This is a genomic window from Dyadobacter beijingensis DSM 21582 (assembly GCF_000382205.1).
GTDB classification, from domain to species: Bacteria; Bacteroidota; Bacteroidia; order Cytophagales; family Spirosomataceae; genus Dyadobacter; species Dyadobacter beijingensis.
Map to the genome: position 1 here is coordinate 1,033,392 of NZ_KB907788.1, position 25,019 is coordinate 1,058,410.

Below are 25,019 nucleotides of genomic sequence, written 5' to 3' on the forward strand. Positions count from 1 at the left end.
TAGTTTGATTAAAATAATGGTTGTTGTAAAAGAATTGTTCCCCGCAAGAGTACGGGAACAAACGTACGGCAATTTTGTCAAAATGTCATTTAGATGAATTTTTTAGCGCATATTTTGCTGTCTGGGGAGAATGAGGGGGTGATGATGGGAAATTATGTCGGGGACTTCATCAAAGGACGTTTGACCGAAGAAAAAACCGCTCTCTGGAACCCCGATTATGTCGTGGGCCTTAAACTTCATCGTTTCATCGATTCGTTCACGGACAGCCATCCCGAAGTGCTCGAAGCCAAGGATGTAGCGGCCGTTACACAGGGTAGGCTGGCGGGGATCGTCATGGACATCTATTTCGATTATTTCCTTGCGAAAAACTTCATCGATTACCAACGCGAACCGCTGCTGGTATATGCCCACCGGATGTATTCGATTATCGAACGGAACGAACACCTTATTCCCGAAACGATGATCCCGATGGTGCGGTCGATGATCCGGCAGGACTGGCTCACGACCTACGCGACGCTCGACGGCATCGATACCACTTTTCGCAGGCTTTCCCGGCGGGCGGAGTTCCTGGCGCCTATCTCCACGGCCGTCAGCGATTTGCGGGCCAACGAGGATTTTTATTACACCAGATTCCTTTCCTTTTTTCCGGAACTGCGCCGGCAGGCGGGTCAATTTATCGCTGAAAACGCGGCGTAAATCGGTGCGGAAACGGTAAATTTGATGCCCGGACCACATCCGGTCCCAATCTGCAAACTAATGGCACAAACACCTGACGTCGTTCTCAAAGAGATCAAATCCAAAAAGTACCGGCCGCTGTATTTCCTGCACGGCGACGAGCCTTACTACATCGATTCCATTGCGGAAGAGCTTGAAAACAAGGTCGTTCCGGAATCGGAGCGGGGATTTAACCAATTTGTGATTTACGGAAAAGATACCGATGTGGCGGGTGTGCTGAGTTATGCGCGGCGCTTCCCGTTCATGGCCGAACGGCAGCTGGTGATGGTCAAAGAGGCGCACCGGCTGAATGGTATCGAACAAAAGGAGCAGCAGCAGCGCCTGGAAGACTATGCCTTGAACCCGGTACCAAGCACAGTGCTCGTGTTCTGCTATCATGCCAATGCGGACGAGCGAAAATCGTACCTGAAAGCGGTGAATGCAAACGGTGTGGTAGTGCAGTCCAAAAAGATGTACGACAACAAGCTGCCCGACTGGGTGGCGGGGTTCTGCCAGCATGAAGGCGTGAAAATCAGCCCGAAAGCAGTACAAATGCTCGTAGATAATATCGGCAACGACCTGAAACGCCTCTCGAACGAAATCCGTAAGATCATGGTGAACCTGCGGGTGGATGAGGGGATCGACGCCACGGCAATCGAACGGTTCGTAGGCATCAGCAAGGAGTATAATGTATTTGAATTCCAAAAAGCATTAATGCACCGTGACGTGCTGAAAGCGAATCAGATAGCTGCATTTTTTGCTTCCAATTCCAAGGACAATCCGCTGGCGCCGGTGCTCATCATCCTGTTCGGGTTCTTCTCGAAACTGCTCCTGACACACGCCGCACGCGACAAATCGGAGAAAGGCCTGGCGGCCGAGCTCGGGGTAAACCCGTACTTCGTGAAGGATTATTTGCTGGCAGCGCGTAATTATCCAATGGGTAAGGTCGCTAATATCATTCACTATCTCCGCGAATGCGACGGCCGTTTGAAAGGGCTTGATGGTACCAGCATACCAGAAGGAGAGTTGCTGCGGGAGCTGGTTTTTAAAATCGTGCATTAATGCGCAAGATTCAGGTTTGGAGGTCGATTTCCCCACGTTACTTTCATTTATGGATTCACAACAAACGATTCTCGTTCCGGTCCCACCCATTTTCAGCTTCCGGGAATGCCTGTGGTTTCTGAACCGGAACTACGACGATTGCCTGCATTGGGTCACGGAAACGGCTGTTTTCAAAGCGATTGCGACGCCGTACGGCGATGTGCTTTTCCGGGTCAGCGAGCAGGGCAACTTTCTGAAAATCGATGTGCTGGAAGGAGTTGCGGGCCGGGAAAGCCGTGACTATTTGACGGCTTACGTCAGCGACTGGTTCGATCTGGACCGGGATTTGCTGCCATTCTATGCGCAGCTGAAACAGGATGGCCGCCTTGGTTATATGGCGGATAGCTTCTTCGGTTTGCGGCTGATGGGCATCAGCGATGTGTTCGAAGCGCTGTGCTGGTCCATTATCGGGCAGCAGATCAATCTCAAATTTGCCTACAAAATGAAACGCCGCATGGTAGAGCGCTACGGCCGGCATATCGAATGGAATAACCAGGTATTTCATATTTTCCCCGGGCCGGAAGTATTGGCCAACGCCGACGTGGAAGTGCTGCGGGAAATGCAGTTTTCGCAGAAGAAGGCGGAATACGTGATCGGCGCTGCGCGTGCGTTTGTGGAAGGTACCATCAGCCGTTCGATTATCGAGGCATTGCCGGATTTCGAAGCGAGGCAAAAGGCGCTGGTGGCCCACAAGGGTATCGGCGTTTGGACGGCGAATTACGTGCTCATGAAGTCATTTCGTGCGCCCGAGGGCATCCCGCACGGGGATGTGGGCCTGCTGAATGCGCTGGTCGGGCATGGCGTCATTGCGGAGCGGAGCGAGAAGGCCAAGATCGAGGCGTTTTTCAAAGATTACCCCGGTTGGGAAACATATGTTACCTTCTATCTGTGGCGAAGCCTGGCCGTGAAGCCATTAACCTGATTTCCATTTCAGATATGCTTCGCGCATGCAGTGCCCGCAGGGGCGGTACCCATGTGCGAGCGCGTCGCGTTCGTTCGCGAAGAATACCCGATTACCACGTTTCATGCGCTTCCCTGAGCCGCAGGCTAACTGTCCGTAAATTTTCAGGTTGCGGTTGCCGGCCAGCGTAATTGCGCCGGTATCGATCAATCGTTTCAATTTCCGGCTCGTTGCAAGGCTTTCGGGGCCGATTTCGTCGTGGGCGGTCATCGCTATGTAGTTAGGTTGAGTGGATGGCATTGATAGTCGGCCTGTATAATGGCTGCCGTCAGATTGCGAATCATGTCAATGCATCATGAAAAATAACACCCAGCGTATACCGCTGCCCGTCATGTACTTCGCTTACGCCGTGCCGCATATTGACGCGGTAGTAGCCCTTGCTGCCTTTCACGGGCCTGAAATTCGTTGTGAAAAGCAACGCGTCGCCCTTTTGCCGCTTTACTACAATGGCTTTCGATTGCGCGCGGGGGATTTGTTCGGTCATCACGAATTCGCCGCCGGTGTAATCCTGTTCGGGTTGGTTAAGAAACAATACCATTTGAATCGGGAAGAAAAGATCGCCGTACAAATCCCGGTGCAGCGTATTGTGCCCGCCCTGGCCGTATTTGAGAATGAGTACCGTCGGTTTGGTCTGGCCGTACGTGCGGCAGAGCGCCTGAAATTCAGCAAAATGAGCAGGGTAGGGCTGTCCTTGGCTCAAAACGTGCATCCATTGGTTGGCTACCGGCGCGAGTTTCGGATAAATGCTTTCCCGGAGCCGTTGAATAATTGGTGGTAGCGGATATGAGAAGTATTTGTACTCGCCGAGCCCGAAGCGGTAGCGTTCCATGACGATCGTCTTGCGGTAATGCACCGGATTGTCATATTCGGCGATGAGCTGGTCGCATTCTTCGGCATTCAGTAGCTGATGAAGTTGCGCGTAGCCGCGCTGGTGAAGGTTTTCCCGGACGGAAGCCCAGTCGGGGTTTTCGATGTTGGCCATACAGGTGGTGTTTTGATTTGTTTAACCAAAACTAGCTGGCGGGAAGCAACGCTGAAACCCGTTTCTTGCTGCTGTGGCACGAAGCTGCGGGACCGGATATTCGCAGGCCTCCGGTTGACCGGAACTGCAAAGGCGTTCTGCGTTTCCGACCGGCCGGAGGCCTGCGAATAATAAGCACGAAGCAAAGCTTCGCGCCATTTTGTTACGAAACCTGCACCATTTCGTCTTTTCTTTCCCCGATCTGCTGCCGCCACATGGCATAATACAGCCCTTTTTCTTCGAGCAACGCATGATGGCTGCCGGTTTCGACGACGCGCCCTTTTTCCAGTACATAAATACGGTCGGCGTACATAATCGTGGAAAGCCGGTGGGCGATCATGACGGTAATGTGCTGGCGTTGGTCGGTAATGTCGCGGATGGTGTTGGAAATCTCTTCTTCGGTGAGCGAATCCAATGCGGAAGTGGCTTCGTCGAAGATGATCAGGTGCGGGTTACGCAGGAGCGCGCGGGCAATGGACAGGCGCTGGCGCTCGCCGCCTGATAATTTCAGACCGCCTTCGCCAATTACCGTATCGATGCCGTTTTCGGCCCGGGCGAGCAGGTTGTAGCAGGCCGCTTTCAGGAGTACGTCGTTGATCATTTCGTCGGTCGCCTCGGGGTTGACGAACAGCAGGTTTTCCTTGATCGTACCCGAAAAAAGCTGCGTATCCTGCGTTACAAACCCGATTTTGTGCCGTATCTCGTCGAAGTCGATTTCCTTGCCATTGACCCCATTGTAGGACACTTTGCCTTCGATGGGCTGGTAGAGCCCCACGAGCAGCTTCACCAGGGTCGTTTTTCCAGAGCCCGACGGCCCGACGAATGCAATGGTTTCTCCCCGTTTGACATCGAAAGAAATGTCCTCCAATGCCGGCCGTTTGGCGGTCTGGTGCTGGAACTTTACGTGTTCGAATTGCAGCTCCTTGATATCGGTAATCACCTCCGGGTTAGCGGGTTTGTGTTCGATCGGGCGTGCGAGCAGTTCCTGCAAGTTGTTCAGGGAAGCTTCGGCTTCGCGGTAGGAGAGGATCACATTGCCCAGTTCCTGCAAAGGCCCGAAAATGAAGAATGAATAGAACTGCATCATCATCATTTGACCCACCGTAATCTTATCGCGGAACACAAAAAAGAGCAATGCGAACATCACGCATTGTTGCAGGAAGTTGACGAACGTGCCCTGGATGAAACTGACCGAGCGAATGCTTTTGACTTTTTTCAGTTCCAGTTTCAGGATTTTAAAAGTAGTCGTGTTCAGCCGCCCGATTTCCTGCTGGGTAAGGCCGAGACTTTTCACGAGCTCGATATTCCGGAGCGATTCCGTGGTGGAGCCGGCCAATGCCGTAGTCTCCTTCACGATATTCTTCTGGATTGTCTTGATTTTCCTACTCAGTACGCTCGTCAGGAAGGCCAGTATCACCGAGCCTACGAGGTAGATCAGCGGCAGCATCGGGCTCAGGCGAAATGCGACAATTACTACGAAAATGATCCCTACCGATGTGAAAAAGAGCACGTTGACAAAGTTGAGGATGAACTTCTCGCAATCGGCCCGGACTTTCAGGAGCACCGAAAGGGTTTCGCCGGAACGCTGGTCTTCGAAATCCTGGAATGGAAGCCGTAATGCATGGCGCAGGCCGTCCGTATAGAGGCTGGCGCCGAATTTCTGGATCACGACATTTACGAGGTAGTCCTGGAACGCTTTGGCAATACGCGACACCATCGCTACCCCGATGATCATGAGCAGCCCCATGAGCACGCCGCGGAAAAACTCGTCGCTGAGGCCGTTATTTCTGAATTCGGCCGCTTTGTTGGCGTAGGGGTCGATGAGGAAGTTACCGAGGATGTAGGGATTGAGGAGTGAAAAAACCTGGTTGATGGCGGCCATGACGAGGGCCAGGAAAATGAGCCCCTTGTACCTGGTCAGGTATTGGAATAATAATTTCATACAGTTGTGAGGTGATTCGGTGGTGTTACCAATTACTGTAAACCGAAACGCGCCGAATTTAATTCTCGGAGATCGCGCAAAAAATGGGTGGAAACAAAAAAGACATCCGGGAGGGATGTCTTCACATTGTAGCGGGGAGCAGGATCGAACTGCCGACCTTAGGGTTATGAATCCTACGCTCTAACCATCTGAGCTACCCCGCCGTCGTATTGTGGTGCAAAAGTATGTTAAAGAATGTTACGATGCAACCCATTTGCCGGTTTTTACGGTAAATTTCGCATATTTTTGACACAACAAATTTAAATTTACACGCTTTTATTCTCGATTTATGTTATATTACAACTTTTAAATCAGCACATAAGGCGAGCGATAACGAGGCCGCTCCTTTAATTTCAGCACATATGGAAAAATATAAATTTGTTAAAGAATTTGAATTGAGATCCTCCCCGAAAGTTCTATTTCCATATATTTCCACACCCTCGGGCCTTGAACAATGGTTTGCCGAGAAGGTCACTGTGCTGCCCGACCACCGCTTCGATTTCCAATGGGATGGCGACAGCCACATTGCCCGCCAGACAGGCCTTCGGATCAATAAGGCCGTGCGTTTCGATTTTGAGGATACCAGTGATGATAATCTCGATAACAACCATCTGGAACTAAAATTAGAAGTTAGCGAGTTAACCCAGACAACCTTTTTGCGCATTATCGACTATTCGTCCAACCGCGACAAAGACGAGCTACATTCGCTCTGGGAGGGTTTTATTGATAATTTAAGAGAAATAGTAGGTAGTTGATGAAAAAGCTGGATAAGCTTATTTTAACGTCCTTTTGGGGACCTTTTGTAATTACAATGTCGGTCGTGGTGTTCGTCTTCCTGATGCGGATCATGATCTTTTATATCGACGATTTCGTGTCCAAGGACCTGAACGTCATAGACTATGCACAGCTATTCTTCTTTTTCAGCCTCATCACCGTGCCCACGGCGCTGCCGCTGGCAATGCTGCTTTCTTCCCTGATGGCTTTCGGTAACCTCGGAGAGTTTTTTGAACTCACGGCGATCAAAAGCGCCGGTATTTCCGTCGTAAGGGCAATGGCGCCGATGTTCGTCGTGGCCGTCTGTATCAGCATTTTTTCTTTTTATTTCAATGACCGCGTCTCTCCTTGGGCGAACCTGAAAGGGTACAGCCTGCTCTATGATATCAAGACCACCAAGGCCACATTGAAGATCAAGGAAGGGATTTTCTATAACGATTTGCCCGGATACAGCATTAAGGTCGACGAGAAGCTGGATAATGGCAAGATGATCGGCATGGTGATTTACAAGCACAACAGCCGGTCCTATGAGCTGGGCAATACCGAAATTATCCTCGCCGATTCCGGCCGGATGTATTCCATTAATGAGAACCGTTACCTGGTGATCGAGCTCTATAATGGTACGCGTTACACCGACGAGCAGGGTTCCGGTAGCTCGCGGCCGGTCTATATCTCGACGCCCACCGGTACGCCGACGCCCTTTTCGAATTTCAACCGTCAGTCATTCCGGCATTACCGCCTTACCGAAAGCCTGGCGTCGTTCGGGATGAAGCGGACGGACGAGGGGCAGTTTAAATACCACGAATTCATGAAGAATATCAGCGACCTGACCCATACGGCCGACTCGCTGCGTACTTCTTACCAGGAAACACAGAAAAACCTCGTTGCCGGCAGCCAGCAGTATTATTCCTACAATTACCGCGAAGGCACGGACAAAACGATCAAATCGGGCAAGTGGATCGACTCGCTGCTGGTGAAACCGGTTTCCGACAGTTTGAAAAAGGAAATACTCGCGAACACGAAATCTGCATCGAACAGCATGCTGGGTTATATTAATCAGCAGCAGGATTATTTGCAGCTGAAATTGAAGGACGCCAGCAAGTACGAGCTCGAAAAGCACCACAAATACACCCAGGCGCTTTCCTGCCTCATCATGTTCCTGATCGGCGCGCCGTTGGGGGCCATTATCAAGAAGGGCGGGTTCGGGGTGCCGGTGCTGGTTTCGATCCTGTTTTTCATCCTGTTATATGTACTCACTAACCAGGGCGATAAATGGGTGAAAGAAGGCCTCGTTGCCGTGCCGGTGGGCGCTTGGCTGGCCAATACCCTTCTCTTTTTGACGGGAATGTATTTCATCGACCGCGCGCGGAGCGATTCGCGGTTGTTCGAGAAGGATGTTTACCAGATGTTTTTCAGGAGAATTAAGTCAAAATGGGCAAGTAGATTTGGAAAAACGGAACTTATCACTCATAATTAAATTAAAATATTTTAAAATCGGTTGAAAAACCTTACTTTTGCAACTTTGTTTGCGGCAAGGTGCCGTAATTACTACATATTTACTTTAATCTGTTGTTACAATCATGTATTTAACCGCGGAAAAGAAGAGCGAGATCTTCGAATCGAAAGGTTTTAAAAAGGAGGGCACCGACACGGGCTCTGCCGAATCACAAATTGCTTTATTTACGTACCGTATCAATTATCTGAACGAGCACCTCAAAACGCACAAAAAAGATAATGATACACGTCTGGGCCTCCTGAAAATGGTAGGAAAGCGCAGAAGATTGTTGGATTATCTTTACAAAAAAGACATCAATCGCTACCGTGCGATCATCGCCGAATTAGGCATACGTAAGTAATTTGAAATCAGGGAACTTTACATATGTGAAAGTTCCCTGATTTTTTGCGGAAAAAACAGGAAATTACCGGGACGTCAGGACGGCGTTTCACAGCTACAAAAATCAAATATCTATGCTCTTTAATATAGTTACCAAGACTATAACCTTACCGGACGGCAGGGAAATCACAATTGAAACAGGAAAATTAGCGAAACAGGCCGACGGATCGGTGGTAGTAAGGCTGGGTAACACCATGTTGCTCGCTACGGTGGTTGCTAACAAGGATATTAAGGAAGGTTTGGACTTCCTTCCATTGTCTGTTGACTATCAGGAAAAATTCGCTTCTGCGGGACGTATACCGGGTAGCTTCCAGCGCCGCGAGGGCAAGCTTTCGGACCATGAAGTTTTGACCAGCCGTTTGGTTGACCGCGTATTGCGCCCATTGTTCCCGGACGATTACCATGCGGAAGTACAAGTAAATATCCTCCTGATCTCTGCGGATGCGGAAGCATTGCCTGATGCACTCGCTGCATTGGCGGCATCGGCGGCATTGGCGGCGTCGGACATTCCTTTCGGCGGACCGGTATCCGAAGTGCGCGTTGCGAAAATCGACGGAGAGTACGTGATCAACCCCGGAACGACGGCATTGGCAAACGCAACCCTCGACCTGATGGTAGGTGCTACCTACAACGACATCGCGATGGTGGAAGGTGAAATGAGCGAGGTTTCGGAAGAAGAAGTGATCGAGGCGCTGAAAATTGCACACGAAGTTATTAAAACCCAATGCCTTGCTTTGAAAGAATTCGAAGCGGCTGTTGGCAAAACTGAAAAAAGAGAATACGTAGGCGATCCTGCGGACGAGGCGCTTGAAGCACGTCTGCGCGAATTTGCCTATGGCAAAATATACGCGGTTACGCAATTGGGTTCTACCAATAAAACAGTTAGAAAAGATGGTTTCAAAGCTGTTTGGGAAGAATTTAAAACTACAATCACCGAAGAAGAAGCAGCTGAATTCAACGAAGGATTGGCGAAACGCTATTTCAACGACCTCGTTTGGGAAGCTTCACGCCGCCTCGTACTGGACGAAAGAATCCGCCTCGACGGCCGCCAGCTCGACCAGGTGAGACCGATCGCTTCGGAAGTGGATTACCTGCCGAATGCGCACGGTTCAGCATTGTTTACCCGCGGTGAGACGCAATCGCTGACCACCGTTACATTGGGTACCAAGCAGGACGAGCAGATCGTTGACACGCCATTGAGATATGGTTACAGCAAATTCATGCTGCACTATAACTTCCCCGGCTTCTCGACCGGCGAAGTGAAGCCTAACCGCGGCCCTGGCCGTCGTGAGGTAGGTCACGGTAACCTTGCATTGCGCGCACTCAAAAAAGTATTGCCTCCGGTAGAGGATAATCCATACACCATCCGTATCGTTTCCGATATCCTCGAATCAAACGGTTCGTCTTCGATGGCGACGGTTTGCGCAGGATCGCTTGCATTGATGGACTCAGGTCTGAAAATCAAAGCACCGGTATCGGGTATCGCAATGGGCCTTATTTCTGATGAGGCGACCGGCAAATACGCGGTACTTTCGGACATCCTCGGCGATGAAGATCACCTGGGCGACATGGACTTCAAAGTAACCGGAACGGCCGAAGGTATCACAGCCTGCCAGATGGATATGAAGGTGAACGGCCTTTCATTCGAAGTGTTGACGGAAGCCCTTATGCAAGCCAAAGCGGGCCGTTTGCACATTCTCGGTGAAATGAACAAAACCATCACCGAAAGCCGTCCTGACCTGAAACCACACACGCCGCGTGCGATCGTGATCAAAATCGATCGTGAGATGATCGGTGCGGTAATCGGACCGGGCGGAAAAGTGGTTCAGGATATTCAGAAAGAGTCAGGCGCAACGATCTCTATCGAAGAGAAAGATGGCGCAGGCTTCGTAAGTATATTCTCTGCCGACAAGTCTTCCATGGATAAAGCAGTTGCACGGGTTAAAGGCATCATTCTGGTCCCTGAAATCGGTGAGCTTTATACCGGTAAGGTGAAGTCGATCATGCCGTTCGGAGCGTTTGTGGAATTCCTTCCGGGCAAAGACGGTTTGTTGCACATTTCCGAGATCAAGTGGGAGCGCCTCGAAAAGATGGACGGCGTTCTGGAAGTAGGAGAAGAGGTGCAGGTGAAGCTGGTCGAAATCGATAAGAAAACTGGAAAATACCGCCTTTCACGGAAAGTATTGTTACCAAAGCCTGAGAACAAAAAAGAGTAATTTGATGTTCTTGTAGGCAGGAACGGTAAAAACGTCGTTATATAACATACTTAATAAAGACATAGATGAGACAGCTAAAGATCAGTAAGCAAATTACCAACCGTGAAAGTCAGTCGTTAGATAAATATTTGCAGGAGATCGGTAAGGTGGATTTGCTAACGCCGGATGAGGAGGTGACGTTAGCTCAGAAAATCAGGGACGGGGACCAGCTGGCTTTGGAACGTTTGACCAAGGCAAACCTGCGTTTCGTCGTGTCCGTAGCAAAGCAATATCAGAATCAAGGCTTGTCGCTGGGTGACCTGATCAACGAGGGAAACCTCGGTCTGATCAAGGCAGCACAGCGTTTTGACGAAACGAGAGGTTTTAAATTCATTTCTTACGCGGTTTGGTGGATTCGTCAGTCTATCCTGCAAGCGTTGGCGGAACAGTCACGTATCGTGCGTTTACCCCTCAACCGTGTAGGTTCTTTGAATAAAATTTCCAAAACTTTCTCTGAGCTCGAACAGCGTTTCGAACGTGAGCCTTCACCCGAAGAATTGGCGGAAGTATTGGAAATCTCTTCTTCCGAAGTAGTGGATACGATGAAGATCTCCGGTCGCCACGTTTCAATGGATGCTCCATTCGTACAAGGCGAGGAAAACAGCCTTCTGGATGTTCTCGAAAACGACCTGGAAGACAAACCGGATTCGGGTCTGGTGAACGAGTCGCTCCGCAAGGAGGTACAGCGCGCGTTGTGCACGCTTACGCAACGCGAGGCGGACGTGATCGCCCTGTATTTCGGCCTGAATGGCGAGCATGCGATGACTTTGGAAGAGATCGGGGAGAAGTTCAACCTTACCCGCGAGCGCGTGCGCCAGATCAAGGAAAAAGCGATCCGCAGATTGCGCCACGTTTCGAGAAGCAAAGCTTTGAAAACCTATTTGGGTTAATGCATATTCAAATGCAAACCTTCTAATTACTTTAATAGCCTCTTTCGGGAGGCTATTTTCATTTTCAGACCAGGCGTTTTTTCCATGGCTATTTTACAACCATTAATCGACATGGCCGAGATCTGCTACCGGCAGGGCGTGCGGCATGTCGTAATATCACCAGGCTCGCGCAGCGCGGCGCTGACGCTCGCATTCGTGCGTCACGGGGGCTTCCAGGCGCACGTATGCATAGACGAGCGCTCGGCGGGCTTTATCGCCCTCGGAATGGCCCAGCAAATCGATTCTCCCGTGGTTTTGATATGCACGTCGGGCAGTGCAGCCTACAACTTCGCTCCGGCCGTTTCTGAGGCGTTTTTCCAGCAAATACCGTTGCTTGTGCTCACGGCCGACCGGCCCAGGGAATGGCAGCATCAGTATGATGGCCAAACGATTTATCAGACAGGCATTTTCGGGCCGCATGCGAAGCGTTCCTTCGAAGTTTCACCCGATTACGGGCACCCGGACGTGCAGTGGGCGATCAACCGGATCACCAATGAGGCCATTAACCTCGCGAATACCGCGCCGAACGGGCCCGTACACATCAATGTACCGATCCGTGAGCCATTTTATCCGGCTGTCGGTGAGGATTTTACGCCTTCGCAGCAGGTAAGGATCATCCGGCAGGAGTTATCCGAAACAGTTTTGCCGCAAAATACCTGGGAAGAACTGCTGGACGAATGGGAGAGCGCCCCGAAAATTCTCATCGCAGGCGGCCAGGGCAGGCCGGATGCCGCTTTGAATGCGACGCTGGCCCGCATTGCCGACGAATGGCACGTGCCGGTGCTGGGCGATTGTATTGCCAATCTGTCGGGTAGCGGCGAATTCATCCTGCACCATGACCTGTTCCTGGGCAGACAGGAGGCGGAAAATCTCCGGCCCGACCTGCTGGTTACTTTCGGAATGTCATTTCTTTCAAAGGACTTCAAGCAATTTATCCGCAAAAATCCGCCGAAATATCATTGGCACATTGGCGAAGATGCATTTCTGGCCGATCCGTTTCAGTCTGTCACACGGAACATTGTCGGAAAACCCGCTGCCTTTTTTGATAAATTGTTCGAAAGGATTGATTATCAGTCTTTTGTTGAAAATTCGGAGCCCGATAACGATCCTGCGTTTCAATCGCTTTGGGTAACAAACGAACGAAATGCGCGGACAAAGAAGCACGAATACATGCAAAATCTATCAACGTTCAGTGACTTAACTTTGTTAGATATAATATTTAAGGATATTAAAAATGAATATCAGTTACATATTGCCAATAGTATGTCGGTGCGTTACGCCAATGTGCTGGCAACGGAAAATGAATGGTCGGGCGTGCACGCGAACAGGGGAACGAGCGGGATCGACGGCTGTGTAAGCACCGCCATCGGTGCGGCGCGGGTGAATGGAAAGCCGACCTTGCTTATCGTAGGCGACGTGGCATTCCTGTACGACCGAAACGGTTTGTTGGTCGATAACCTGCCGCAGAACCTGAAAATCGTCGTGCTGAATAATGCGGGGGGAAATATCTTCCGGATGATCGACGGGCCGGGAAGTTTGCCCGAGCTGGAAACGTATTTCGAAACACGGCATGCCTTCTCGGCGCGGCGCACCTGCGAAGATTCGGGGATTGCATATTTCGGGGTTTCGTCGACTGGCGATTCGGAGGCGACCGTGAAGGAATTTTTGGATTTCGACGGGATCGCCTTACTGGAAGGGTTTACCGATCCCGCCGAAAATACGAGCGCGTGGAAGGGGCTCAAACGCGCGGCGCATTAGCGGCAGTTTCGCGCCGCTTCCACCGTCGCCAGGGAGTCTTTCAGTACGACTCCCTGCCTCCATATTCTGCACGCCTCTGCGGCTTTTTTTTGTGCCCAGTATGCCTGCCCGGCCAGTCCGTAGAGCAATTCCACAGGTTCCGCTATTTCGATCGCCTTATTGAATGCATTCAGCGCTTCCGCGGGATCGCCTTTCTGCTGGTAGTAAATGCCCAGGTTACGCAGGGCATACCCGTTCTCAGGCAGCTTTTCGAGCGACTTTTCAATGAGCGCGCGGGCTTCTTCCGCCTTACCTGTTTCCAATAATGCATATCCTTTGTTGTTGAGCGAATACGGCTCGGCGGGGTTCAGGCTAAGTACCTGGTCGAAATAGGCGATGGCTTTGGGCCAATCTTTCTGCTTCGTCGCGATCAGGCCCAGATTGTTCAATGCCTGCGGCTGCGCAGGGTCCAGTGCTGCGGCCGTCTCGAAATCCAGCTTGGCGGGCGCGTACGAGCCCATACGGTAGTAGACTGCACCGCGGTTTACGTATGCTTCTACATTTGTTTTGCTGAGCTGTATCGCAAGGTCATATTCCGGAACGGCGAGTGCGGAGTTGCCCTGGGCGTCGAGCAGGTTACCCTTGACGAGGTGGAAGCGGGTAGAGTCTTTGTATTGCTTTTCGATTTGTGCCAGGTCCTGCTTTGCGTCGTTCAGCCGGCCCAGATCGAGTGCCGCTTCCGACCGGACGAGATTTGCCTGTACCAGGGTTGGGTCAATCGCGATCGCTTCTGTCAAAATCTCGTAAGCATCTTTCATGCGCCCCAATTTCAACAAAGTTATCCCCTTGTTGAGATAGGCGTCTGAAAAATCTGCATTTTTGGCAATTGCTTCGTCGTATAGCCTGAGCGCCTCGGCATAGTTCTTTTGACTGAGCGCCTGATTCCCTTTCAGGAAAAAGTCGGCAGCGTCCTTCTTACTTTGACTCGTACAGTTTAGTAAAATGAATACTAAAAAAAGTAGCTGAATTAAGATATTGAATTTGAATAACATATAATTAGTAATAGTAAGAAACACCAGTTATGAGGTACATCAAGGACATCCCTAACCCTCGGTACAAAATCGGCCTTTACCAATGGAACAGCAAGTACATCATTAAAATCGAGTCGGGTATGTATGAGCAAACTTACAAAATCGACGATTACGAAGTAGCCTCCCCCGAAGAGCTGGAAGCTTGTATGGACGAGGATTTCACGAAGGCGATAGCAGACCGTTTCGATGCGATGCATGCCGATTTCAATGGTACGCTGATACGGCATAATGTGCTTTTTTAGGCCTGACAGCCTATTTCTGAACATTGTACGTATACGGTTTTGATGCACATTTCGTTAGATAGCAAACTATTTTAAGCGGTAAGTGCGGACCAAAATATTTATCTAAAACTCCACCAACTCAGTATCTATGGTTTTTAAACGCAGCGCCTCCACTGTCGGAATGCTTGTATGTGTAGGCGCGTCTTCCGTAGTGGCCCAGAATACGCTCAGTATCACGGAGCCGGAAGCACACTTTCGCAACGGCCTCGAATATTACGAAAAGTCTAACTACGTGGCCGCCAGGCAGGAATTCGGCGAGTTTCTCAATTCGCAGGACAAGTTGCTCAGCACGAGCGACTATAATAAGGTAACGGCCGAGTATTATGTGGCTGTGACCGGATTGTACCTCAATTACCCCGAAGCGGAAGTGCAGGTCGACCGCTTTGTAAAAAACCACGCGGAACATCCTAAGGCTCAGCTCATTTACAGCGATCTGGGTAAGTATTACTATGAAAGCGGTAACTACGAAAAGGCCATTGTATACCTGGAAAAGGCCGTGAATGGGACAGGAGGGGGGAAGCTGGAAAGTGCTTACCGTCTCGGGATGTCTTACTACAATACCAAACAGCCCGACCTGGCGCTGCCATTGTTCAACCAGGTGAAAAACGAGGCCGGATTTGAGAATGCAGCCGATGCTTCGTTTTATGCGGGGGTTATTAATTACCAGAAAAATAACTTCGAGGAGGCCTACCAGGACTTCAAGCGGATCGAGGACCACCCTTATTATAAGAACGAGGCCCCTAACTGGATCATTTCTTCACTTTACCAGCTTAAAAAGTTTGATGAACTGCTCGCGTACGGGGAACGCATCTTGGGCGCACAACGCGGGAATACCAAGCTTGACGATGTGGCATTGTATGTGGCGGAAGTTTATTATGAGAAGGGAGATTATGCTAATGCCGTAAAAGCTTACGAGCGTTACAAGCGTATGAAGCCTGGCGCGGTACCTCCGACCGTAGCATTGCATTACGGGCATGCGCAGTTTCGCAATAACAATTTCGAGGGTGCAATTACCTCCTTGAAGCCGATTGGAAACGGCAAAGATTCTGTTTCGCAATACGCTTCATATATACTGGGAATCAGCAACTTAAAGACAAGTAATTTAAGTAATGCTTTAACGTCATTCGGTAATGCAGCGGCATTAGACTTCAATAAGGTCGTCAAGGAAGAAGCGGCTTATAACCATGCAAAAGTGCAGTTGGAGCTTGGTAACAACCAGGATGCCGTGAAAGAGCTCAACAATTATATGAGCAAGTATCCCGATAGCAAGCATACCGAAGAAGCGACCGAATTGATAGCCGAAGGATACGCCAGCGCAAGCAACAGCACGCAAGCCATTAAGTACATTGAGGAGCTCAAAACGCGCAATACTAAAATCAATAGTACCTATCAGCGCCTGACTTACAACCAGGGTGTCGTCGATTTCAATGCGGGACGTTACGAACAGGCGATCGTCATGTTCGATAAGTCGGTGAAATACCCGATCGATGTGGAGCTGTACAATGGAGCGACGTTTTATAAAGCCGAGTCGGTGTATGGGTTGAAGCGTGTGGACGAAGCCGCTGCATTGTATAACCAGATCACCAAGAATTCCAAAGCGGGCATTTACGCCAAAAAGAGCCTCTACGCTTTGGGATACATTTATTACAACCAGAAGAAATACAGCCAGGCGCTGCCCTACTTCCGCGATTTCACCAATAACATCGAGGGAATGGACGCGGATATGATCGAGGACGCGCATGCGAGGCTGGCGGATTGCTACCTGGCTGCCAAAAACTACAACGAGGCGATCCGCACGTATGAGCAGGTAGCCGCGAAAGGGAAGGTGGATAAGGATTACGCATTGTTCCAGAAAGCCCGCGCATACGTGTACATGAACCGCGAGGCGGAAGCGAAGCGGCAATTTGAACTGTTGATCAGCCAGTACCCGCAGTCCAAGCACTTGGATAATGCCTATTTCCAGCTGGCCGATATCGATTTCCAGAACCAGAGCTATTCTGCCGCTGTGAAGGGCTTTACACGGATGATCAACGAGAAGCCGAAGAGCCCGATGATCCCGGCCGCATTGCTTCGTCGCGCGCAGTCGTACTATAACTTGCAGGTATACGAACAGGCGATCGTCGATTTCCGCAAGATCCTCACCGAATACCCGGATTCTCCGTCTGCCGAAAGTGCATTGGAAGGTATCCAGGAAAGCTACTCGGCGGTGGGCCGTCCGGAAGAGTTCAACCAGGTGCTGGGCGTGGTCCGGAAAAGCAATCCAGGTAACGAAAAGCTGGAAGGTGTCGAATTCGACAATGTGCGTAACCTGTATTATGCGGAGAAATACGATAATGCGATTTCCGCATTGCAGGGCTTCCTCCAAAGCTACCCGGCGAGCAAGCATCAGTATGACGCTACCTACTTCATCGCGTCGTCGTATGATAAAACCAACCGCGTGAATGAAGCGCTTCAATATTACAGTAAAGTGGTGCAGCAAAACCGTTCGCAATTTGTGGGTGCTGCGGCGCAGCGCTCGGCGGAGCTGGAAATAGGCCGCGGTAACTTTAACAACGCGGTGACCAACTTCCGGGTGCTTTCGCGCAATGCGGAGAATAAAAAAGACCAGGCGGCAGCATGGCAGGGTTTGATGGACACCTATTTCACCCTGAAAAGCTACGACTCGACCCTGTATTACGCGAAAGAGATCATTAATATGGGCAATGTACTGCCCGGCGCGATTGGCAAGGCCCAGCTTTACCAGGGTAAGGTTCCTTACGAGAAGGGAGATTTGAAGAAAGCCGGCGAGGAGTTTAAGCGGATCTCGACCTCTTCCAAGGACGAATACGGGGCGGAAGCGGCTTACTGGTCGGCGATGGTGCTTTATAAAGAGAAGAAATACAAGGAGGCGGAAACGGCCATTATCGATATGGGCAAGAACTTCGAGGGCTACGACTACTGGCGCGCTCGATCGTTCATCCTGCTGGCGGACGTGTATGTCGGCATGAACGAAAAAGTGCAGGCCAAGGCGACGCTCAACTCGATCATCGAGAATTCGGATGACAAGGAGGCAGTGGAACTGGCCAAGGAGAAGTTGAACAAAATCGAAAAATAACCGTGCAAAACGGCTGTTTCATTAAACAGAAAAACTCATTATCATGACGCATTCCAAGCTATTACGTTCTTCGCTGTTTTTGCTCACCCTGGGCTTCTCATCCCAGTTTGCGATGGCCCAGCGCGGGGAGATCGAAAGCCAGACTTACGAAATCATTAAAGACAAGAGTATAGAATTTGCCCCGGCCAACCGGGTTTTCGATAAAGTACAGCCTGTTAAAGGCGACGATTCGAAGAAAAAAGTGTCGTACCAGATCGTGGACCCGGAGCTCGACATCGCCTCGCCGAAACTGACGCCGGCGGTGGGCGTGTCGTCCGACGAGCAAGGCCGGAAGGACGAGCCCGACGTGCTCAACAATTACGTGAAGGCGGGCGGCGGCAACTACGGCCGTTTTCTGGGGGAAATATTCGTTGGCGGCAGGCCGAAGGAAGACCTCGCATTCACGACGCAGCTCAAACACCTCTCCGCAGCGAACGGGCCGGTAGACGGCAAGAATTCCGCCAATGCGGCCACGAGCTTCAAGATCGGCGGCAAGTACATCCGCTCGAAGTACAAAGTGGATGCCGGGTTTAATTTTGACCGTAAAAACTACTATTTCTACGGCTACAAACCGCAGCCCGAAGGCGTGGTGGTGGACCGCGACACGATCCGGCAGACGATCAACCAGTTCGGCTTTAACCTGGGCTTCGAGAATACCGACGCGTCGGTACTGGTCGATTATTCGGTTAAGACGAGCCTGAACACGCTGAAAGACCGCTATAATGCCTCGGAAATCGATTGGGGAACAAACCTGACGGCTTCCGTTCCTATTTCGGAAACGTTCTTTGCGATGCTGGAAGCGGATGCGTTCGTGTCGCAGCGCGTGGATTACTTTACCTACAACCGCAACCTGTTCCGCGTTAAACCGACGTTCAAGTACGTGAACGACCTGTTCTCGGTTTCGGCGGGTATTAATGCGGTGAATGAGACGGACAGCCAGCTTGACATTAACCGCACCAAAGCATTCCCGGCGGTAAACCTGGACGTTACACCGTTCTCCGGCCTGCATATCTTTGCCGGCTGGAATGGCGACATTGTCCGGAATACATTAAAGAGCATGTTGAGCGAAAATCAATGGCTAGGCCCTAACGTGTTGGTTATGAACACGGAAAAGACTTCCGACATCAGCGCAGGCGTGAAAGGTGAGACGGGAACCGGTTTGAATTACGAGGGGAAAGTCGCTTACACTTCTTATCGCAACTTTTATTCGTACAACAATTCCCTGAGCGATACCTCGCGGTTCTCGGCCATTTTCGATCCGGGTAAAACGAAAGTGCTGACGATCTCGGCGCAGGCGGGTTACAATTTCAATGATTTATTTAAAACATCGTTAAAAGCCAATTTTTTCGATTACGCCGTCGAAATGGTAGAAGAACCCTGGCACCGCCCGGATTTGACTTTGAACTGGTTCAATGCCCTTACGATCAGCAAAAAGCTGTTTGTAACGGCTGACTTTTATATGTTGAGAGGGTTGAAAGCGAAAAATTTTCAAACCGGGGAGGTGACCAAATTGCCGGTGATCGCAGACCTCAATCTTAAAATCGACTACCTGTTAACCAGGAACTTCTCTGCATTTGTCAACCTGAACAACGTGCTGGGCAAGCAGTACCAGCGTTACCAGTATTACCCGCAGCAGGGCCTGAACTTTATTGCCGGATTGTCTTTTTCTTTTTAACTTCGCTGAGTTAACACCAAACATCGCTTCATGATAGCAGTCGAAACAGTCATCCGGAAACTCATTGGAGAATACGAATTCGTGATCATTCCCGGATTCGGAGCCTTGCTTTCGCACCAGGTTCCTGCGGTATATGACGGGAATTCGGGCATTTTTGCGCCGCCTGTGAAGAGATTGGCATTCAATGAGTATCTCAAACTGGACGACGGGCTGCTGGCGAACTACATTTCGCGCCATGAAAAAGTGACACACACCGATGCTTTGGATTATATCAAAGGCTACACCGATCGCCTCCGTTCGGGTCTGGACCTGAATGGTGAAGTGAGCATTGCGGGCATTGGGGAGTTCAAGCAGAATGTTGAAGGAAAGCTTGTTTTCGAGCCTAACACCGGTAAATACTTCAAAGACGAGTGGTATGGCTTCGAAAAAATCAAAGCCGTGGTGCAGCAGGCACGTCCGGCGGCCGCATTAAACTCCACGCAATATGTGAACGACGAGGTGGAGGTGCTTGAACTGGAAACCGAAGCGAAACCACGTTTCCGGTGGACAGGTTGGGCAGCTGCCGCGATGATTGCCGGGTTGCTGTGTGGATTGAGCTTTTTCCTGGTGAATACCGAAAACGAATACATCAAAAGCACGCTGAACCCGTTTGCAGAAATGTTCAGCCGCAAGCCTGCTACGGAAGCAACTGTTGAACCAAAGACTACCACACCGGAACCGGCCCCGATGGCCGAAACGGTTGTAGTTGCGCCTGATTCTACACCGGCCAATTCTTCGGTAAGTACGGCTGCAGTGGTTGAAACGGCGCCGGCTCCCGTGCCCACACCCGTGGCACCAGCAGCGAAGCCTGCCGATGTGGCCTCTGCAAAGTTTTATGTGATCGCAGGTGCATTCAAAGGCACAAAACAGGCAAATGTTTTGCTCGCCGAGCTGAACAAAAAGGGTTTCACCAAAGCGTTGATCATTCCCGGCGATGAGAGGAGCAAAAAAGTGAAGGTAGCCGTGGATGGCTTTGACAATGAAACGGATGCATACCGTGCCTCGGCCCAGCTCAAAACAGTGATTGGTGAAGCGGGATGGGTTTTTAAGAAGAAATAAAGATTTTAGATCAGATAAGCAGAAAGGAGGTCGGATGGCCTCCTTTTTTTGTTGCATACGTTTTTTACTACTTTTACGTTTTCCGAAAGAAAACCCAGATTTCGAATAAATGATCACATTACAGGCAGAAGACCGGCAGCGAATCGCAATTTCATGGGCGTGGTCCTTTGGGATTACCATTGCCATGTTGGGCTTATTCTTTTTCATCCGTCTCAGCTCGTCCCTCCCCAGAGTGGAACCGATGGAGCTGTTCGTGGAAGTGAACTACGGAACCAGCAAAGTAGGTAAAGGCGACGTGCAGACATTCAACAAGCCAAACGACAGCAAGGTGGCCGAAAACATGAAAGCGGATGCCGAAGAGGTTAAAAAGGTGAAATCGGTGGCCACGCCCAAACCGACTCCGCCTACACCTCCTAAAATAGAGTCTCCTAAGCCCACAAAAACGGTCGCTGAGAAGCCTGCGATCACGTCGAAGGTAGAGAGCCCGGTAGAAGCGCCGGAGAAGACGGACGTTAAAAAATCGACGGGCAGCGAGAATGCTTCGGCACCGGTGGCCAAGCCAGCGCCCGAAAAGGCCGTTAACAAGGATGCATTGTTCTCGAAATCGTCCGGTGCGAAATCGGGCAGCAACGGCACAAATGGGACGAAAACCGGCGTTGGCGGCAATAACAACGGCGACGATGCGGAAGGCGTGGGCGACAAGGGATCGAAAACCGGTAGCCTTTTTGCCAAAACATACAAGGGAGAAGGCGGAGGCGGCGGTACCAATGTCGGCCTGAACCTCTCGGGTTGGAGCTGGTCGAGAAGGCCTGTTGTGGACGATAATTCCGATGCTACCGGCGATATTACCTTTAAAATTACGGTAGATAAGAATGGTCGTGTTAAAAGCATCATCACCCAAAGCACCACGGTGACCGATTACGCAGTCGTCAACAAGTACAAAAGCGCCGTGCGGGACCTTACATTCGTGCCGAAATCAGCCAATGTACCCGACGAATCGATCGGTACAATTACCTTTAAAATACGTTCACGATAATATTTAAATGACTTACCAGGAAACGATCGGATATCTGTATGACAGGTTGCCGGTTTTTCAGCATATCGGGGCCCGTGCTTTCAAGCCGGGCCTTCATACTACCAGGGAATTGTGCAAGGCGCTGGGCGACCCGCAGGACAAATATCCCACCATCCATATAGCGGGTACCAACGGTAAGGGAAGCACTTCGCACCTGCTTGCTGCCATTCTCCAGGAATCCGGATACAATGTCGGGCTCTACACATCGCCTCATTTAAAGGATTTCAGGGAAAGAATCCGCGTCAATGGCCAGCCTGTACCCGAAAATTTCATCGTAGAATTTGTCGATGATCAAAAATCTAACATCGATAGATTATTTCCTTCATTCTTTGAAGTGACTGTGGCGATGGCATTTTCCTATTTTGAAAAGGCAAATGTGGATGTGGCCGTTATCGAAGTGGGTATGGGTGGCCGCCTGGACTCGACGAACGTGATCACGCCGGAACTTTCCGTGATTACCAATATCAGTTTCGATCATATGCAGTTTCTGGGCGATACGCTGGGAAAAATCGCGTCGGAGAAAGCCGGGATTATCAAAAATGGCATTCCGGTCGTTGTCAGCGAAGAACAGAATGCTGAAATTACCGATGTGATGACGGCTGCCGCTAAGGCTGCCAATGCGCCATTAACCTTCGCCTCACGCGCATACGAGGTCGGTTACAATGGAATGGTGGAAGGGAAAATGCAAATCAGCATTAAAAACAGAATTTCCGGTGAACTGGTAGCAGGGGATCTGCTTTCGGACCTAAGCGGTTCCTACCAATTAAAAAACATCGCCGGCGTGTGGGCAGCGAAAGAGGTTCTTATCTCGAAAGGCTGGAAAATTACCGACGTCGCCCTGGCCAATGCATTGAAGGCGGCCAGCGCCATTACCGGTCTCAAAGGCCGCTGGCAGCAGCTGCGTCAAAACCCGGACGTTTACTGTGATACGGCACACAATACTGCCGGATTAACCCTCACACTGGCTCAGTTCGACAGCGTTTGCAAAGGCACCAAGCGGTTCGTGATCGGATTTGTGGCGGATAAGGATATTTCAACCATGCTGTCGCTATTTCCGGCAGATGCAGCATATTACTTTTGCGAACCGTCGAATATGCGTGCGCTGAAGGCGCCGGAATTGCAGTCCAGGGCCCTCGAATATGGCTTGGCAGGTCATGTGTTCGATAACGTGAACGAAGCGCTCACAGCGGCGATAAATGAATCCCGACCGACGGATGCCATCTACGTCGGCGGCAGTACTTTTGTGGTGGCAGATATTGAAAGTTTATAGCGTGAATCAAGTATAATGGCAAGAAGAAAGTTAGAACATTACCGGTTTAGTGAGCAGGCAAATAATGTAGTTCAACGTGGAAAACCGCTTTATTCCGAGATCAAAGGCAATTGGAACAAACTTTACTTTAACAACGACGGCCCGATCGTAGCCGAGCTGGCGTGCGGAAAAGGCGAATACACGGTAGGCCTCGGCCAGAAGTTTCCGGAGAAGAATTTTATCGGTGTCGACATTAAAGGAGACCGCATCGCACGCGGGAGCGCGCTCGCGACGGAGTTCAGTTTGTCGAACGTCGCCTTCCTGCGGGCAGGCATTCAATATTCGGAGGAATTTTTCGGCGAAGGCGAGCTAAGCGAGATCTGGCTCATTCATCCGGACCCGCAAGTACGGGATCGTAACGAGAAGTACCGGCTTACAAATCCAACTTTTTTAGCCAAATATGCGGCTTTTTTGAAGGAGGGAGGCATGTTTTTCCTGAAAACCGACAGCACTTTCCTCTACGACTACACTTTGCAGACCATCGCCGACTCGCCGGATTTCCGCATTCTGGAGCATACCGACGACCTCTACGAGTCGCACCTGCTAGACGAGCACCATGGCGTGCGTACGCATTACGAGGGCATCTTCACGGCCAAAGGCTACACAATCAAATACATCAAGGCCCAGCTGGTCTGACAAAGAAAAAGCCCGTTCCGGCAAATGCTGAAACGGGCTTTTTGATGATTGAAATATCCGATTACTTCTTGATCAGGCTTGCGAAGTAGTAAACAGTTCTTACGAGCTGTGACACGTATGACATTTCGTTGTCGTACCATGAAACAGTTCTAACAAGCTGAACGTCACCTACTTTCTGAACGCGGGTCTGCGTAGCGTCGAACAATGAACCGTAGCTGATACCGATGATATCGCTGCTCACGATTTCGTCTTCGGTGTAGCCATAGCTTTCGTTCGATGCGGCCTTCATCGCTGCATTGATCTCTTCAACGGTAGTTTCGCGGCCGAGAACGGCGGTCAACTCTGTCAATGAACCTGTCAATGTAGGAACGCGTTGTGCAGAACCGTCCAATTTACCTTTCAATGAAGGCAGTACGAGACCGATCGCTTTTGCAGCACCGGTGCTGTTAGGAACGATGTTCTGAGCAGCAGCTCTCGCTCTTCTCAAATCACCTTTCGGGTGCGGTGCATCCTGTGTATTCTGGTCGTTGGTGTAAGCGTGGATGGTAGTCATCAGACCGTTTACGATGCCGAATTGCTCTTCCAATACCTGTGCCATCGGGGCAAGACAGTTGGTTGTACAAGATGCACCGCTGATGATCGTTTCAGAACCGTCCAGGATGTTGTGGTTTACATTGAAAACGATGGTTTTCAGGTCGCCGGTAGCAGGAGCGGAGATCACTACTTTTTTAGCACCTGCTTTGATGTGGGCACTTGCCGACTCAGCGCTGGTGAAAAATCCTGTACACTCCAGCACTACGTCTACATCGTGTTGCGCCCAGGGAATTTGTGATGGGTCACGTTGTGCGTAAATCACGATATTTTCGCCGTTTACAACGATAGAGTTGTCGGTCGGCTTAACATCTGCATCGAAACGTCCCTGTGCAGTATCGTATTTAAGGAGATGTGCTAATACTTTTGGACTGGTCAAATCATTGATGGCTACGATGTCGATGCCTTCCATGTTATAGATTTGACGGTAAACAAGGCGGCCGATGCGGCCAAATCCGTTGATTGCGACTTTTACTTTTGACATATCGAGGTAGATTGGTTATTTCAGCCGCAATATTAATAAAAATGTCCGCGGATGAAAAGTGTTGACAGAAATATAACCGCATAGGCATAAAAATAGTTTAAGCTAGTACAGTTAGCAAATAGCAAACAAATTACTATTCAATTTACTATCTTATTTAGTATTCTTCACTTTGTGTTTGCTAATTAGACTGGCTTATGCGTAGGTTCGCTTTTTGCGTGATTCTATATGAACGTACTTTGCTTTGATTAGACGTATTTATCCCGTATAATTGCGCTGGCG

The 25,019-nt window shown here is 50.3% G+C and carries 21 protein-coding genes and 1 tRNA gene; 16 read left to right on the plus strand and 6 right to left on the minus strand.

Annotation, left to right across the window (positions count from 1 at the left end):
* Window positions 1-93: 93 nt before the first annotated feature.
* From H144_RS0117860 to H144_RS0117870, 3 genes are read left to right on the plus strand one after another with little or no spacing between them, the layout of a single operon-like run.
* The gene (locus H144_RS0117860) at window positions 94-696 is read left to right on the plus strand and encodes an acyl carrier protein phosphodiesterase (RefSeq protein ID WP_019943465.1); all 603 of its coding nucleotides are present in this window, start codon (window positions 94-96) and stop codon (window positions 694-696) included.
* Between the two features lie 60 nt (window positions 697-756).
* On the plus strand, window positions 757-1,776 hold the full coding sequence (gene holA / locus H144_RS0117865; protein WP_019943466.1) for a DNA polymerase III subunit delta: 1,020 nt from the start codon (window positions 757-759) through the stop codon (window positions 1,774-1,776).
* A gap of 49 nt (window positions 1,777-1,825) precedes the next feature.
* Entirely contained in the window at window positions 1,826-2,737 is a 912-nt protein-coding gene (locus tag H144_RS0117870; RefSeq protein ID WP_019943467.1) for a DNA-3-methyladenine glycosylase family protein, read from the plus strand.
* Here the strand turns inward: H144_RS0117870 and H144_RS0117875 are convergent.
* The 4 genes from H144_RS0117875 to H144_RS0117890 all read right to left on the minus strand — a co-directional run bounded on the left by H144_RS0117875 (window position 2,729) and on the right by H144_RS0117890 (window position 5,942).
* A complete protein-coding gene (locus H144_RS0117875) occupies window positions 2,729-3,016 on the minus strand; it encodes an Ada metal-binding domain-containing protein (RefSeq protein WP_229207926.1) in 288 nt (95 codons plus the stop codon). The two genes, H144_RS0117870 and H144_RS0117875, sit on opposite strands and share 9 nt — an antisense overlap.
* Before the next feature lie 40 nt (window positions 3,017-3,056).
* Window positions 3,057-3,758, minus strand: a complete 702-nt coding sequence (locus tag H144_RS0117880) for a 2OG-Fe(II) oxygenase (protein WP_019943469.1) — start codon at window positions 3,756-3,758, stop codon at window positions 3,057-3,059.
* 202 nt (window positions 3,759-3,960) lie between these two features.
* A complete protein-coding gene (locus H144_RS0117885; protein WP_019943470.1) occupies window positions 3,961-5,739 on the minus strand; it encodes an ABC transporter ATP-binding protein in 1,779 nt (592 codons plus the stop codon).
* Window positions 5,740-5,868: 129 nt separating this feature from the next.
* Window positions 5,869-5,942: transfer RNA gene (locus tag H144_RS0117890), tRNA-Met, on the minus strand.
* A gap of 198 nt (window positions 5,943-6,140) precedes the next feature.
* Between H144_RS0117890 and H144_RS0117895 the strand changes: the two genes are divergently transcribed.
* The 6 genes from H144_RS0117895 to menD all read left to right on the plus strand — a co-directional run bounded on the left by H144_RS0117895 (window position 6,141) and on the right by menD (window position 13,388).
* Window positions 6,141-6,533, plus strand: coding sequence for an START-like domain-containing protein (locus H144_RS0117895; protein ID WP_019943471.1), 393 nt, complete (start codon window positions 6,141-6,143; stop codon window positions 6,531-6,533).
* Complete coding sequence (locus tag H144_RS0117900) at window positions 6,533-8,029, plus strand: LptF/LptG family permease (protein WP_019943472.1); 1,497 nt, start codon at window positions 6,533-6,535, stop codon at window positions 8,027-8,029. The genes H144_RS0117895 and H144_RS0117900 overlap by 1 nt, the downstream gene beginning before the upstream one ends.
* 103 nt (window positions 8,030-8,132) lie before the next feature.
* Window positions 8,133-8,408 (plus strand): 30S ribosomal protein S15, encoded by a 276-nt coding sequence (gene rpsO / locus H144_RS0117905; RefSeq protein ID WP_019943473.1) that lies wholly within the window; start codon window positions 8,133-8,135, stop codon window positions 8,406-8,408.
* A 112-nt stretch (window positions 8,409-8,520) separates the two neighbouring features.
* Window positions 8,521-10,662, plus strand: coding sequence for a polyribonucleotide nucleotidyltransferase (pnp, locus tag H144_RS0117910; protein WP_019943474.1), 2,142 nt, complete (start codon window positions 8,521-8,523; stop codon window positions 10,660-10,662).
* A gap of 65 nt (window positions 10,663-10,727) precedes the next feature.
* Window positions 10,728-11,591, plus strand: a complete 864-nt coding sequence (locus H144_RS0117915) for a sigma-70 family RNA polymerase sigma factor (protein WP_015810559.1) — start codon at window positions 10,728-10,730, stop codon at window positions 11,589-11,591.
* Between the two features lie 84 nt (window positions 11,592-11,675).
* Complete coding sequence (menD, locus tag H144_RS0117920; protein ID WP_026350787.1) at window positions 11,676-13,388, plus strand: 2-succinyl-5-enolpyruvyl-6-hydroxy-3-cyclohexene-1-carboxylic-acid synthase; 1,713 nt, start codon at window positions 11,676-11,678, stop codon at window positions 13,386-13,388.
* On the opposite strand, the gene H144_RS0117925 is transcribed toward menD, so the two are convergent.
* A complete protein-coding gene (locus H144_RS0117925) occupies window positions 13,385-14,419 on the minus strand; it encodes a tetratricopeptide repeat protein (RefSeq protein WP_019943476.1) in 1,035 nt (344 codons plus the stop codon). The genes menD and H144_RS0117925 overlap by 4 nt on opposite strands.
* A gap of 29 nt (window positions 14,420-14,448) precedes the next feature.
* Here H144_RS0117925 and H144_RS0117930 point away from each other — a divergent pair, with 29 nt between their 5' ends.
* The 7 genes from H144_RS0117930 (at window position 14,449) to trmB (ending at window position 23,665) form a co-directional block, all read left to right on the plus strand.
* On the plus strand, window positions 14,449-14,700 hold the full coding sequence (locus H144_RS0117930) for a hypothetical protein (RefSeq protein ID WP_019943477.1): 252 nt from the start codon (window positions 14,449-14,451) through the stop codon (window positions 14,698-14,700).
* 127 nt (window positions 14,701-14,827) lie between these two features.
* Window positions 14,828-17,833, plus strand: a complete 3,006-nt coding sequence (locus tag H144_RS0117935; RefSeq protein WP_019943478.1) for a tetratricopeptide repeat protein — start codon at window positions 14,828-14,830, stop codon at window positions 17,831-17,833.
* 43 nt (window positions 17,834-17,876) lie between these two features.
* Window positions 17,877-19,547, plus strand: a complete 1,671-nt coding sequence (locus H144_RS0117940) for a TonB-dependent receptor (RefSeq protein WP_019943479.1) — start codon at window positions 17,877-17,879, stop codon at window positions 19,545-19,547.
* Between the two features lie 30 nt (window positions 19,548-19,577).
* Complete coding sequence (locus H144_RS0117945; RefSeq protein ID WP_019943480.1) at window positions 19,578-20,645, plus strand: HU domain-containing protein; 1,068 nt, start codon at window positions 19,578-19,580, stop codon at window positions 20,643-20,645.
* A gap of 109 nt (window positions 20,646-20,754) precedes the next feature.
* The gene (locus H144_RS0117950) at window positions 20,755-21,681 is read left to right on the plus strand and encodes a hypothetical protein (protein WP_019943481.1); all 927 of its coding nucleotides are present in this window, start codon (window positions 20,755-20,757) and stop codon (window positions 21,679-21,681) included.
* 7 nt (window positions 21,682-21,688) lie between these two features.
* Window positions 21,689-22,990: a bifunctional folylpolyglutamate synthase/dihydrofolate synthase gene (locus tag H144_RS0117955; protein ID WP_019943482.1), complete on the plus strand. Its 1,302-nt coding sequence runs from the start codon at window positions 21,689-21,691 to the stop codon at window positions 22,988-22,990.
* A 15-nt stretch (window positions 22,991-23,005) separates the two neighbouring features.
* Window positions 23,006-23,665, plus strand: a complete 660-nt coding sequence (gene trmB / locus H144_RS0117960) for a tRNA (guanosine(46)-N7)-methyltransferase TrmB (protein ID WP_019943483.1) — start codon at window positions 23,006-23,008, stop codon at window positions 23,663-23,665.
* Between the two features lie 61 nt (window positions 23,666-23,726).
* Here the strand turns inward: trmB and gap are convergent, their stop codons facing one another.
* A complete protein-coding gene (gene gap / locus H144_RS0117965; RefSeq protein ID WP_019943484.1) occupies window positions 23,727-24,740 on the minus strand; it encodes a type I glyceraldehyde-3-phosphate dehydrogenase in 1,014 nt (337 codons plus the stop codon).
* Window positions 24,741-25,019 lie beyond the last annotated feature (279 nt).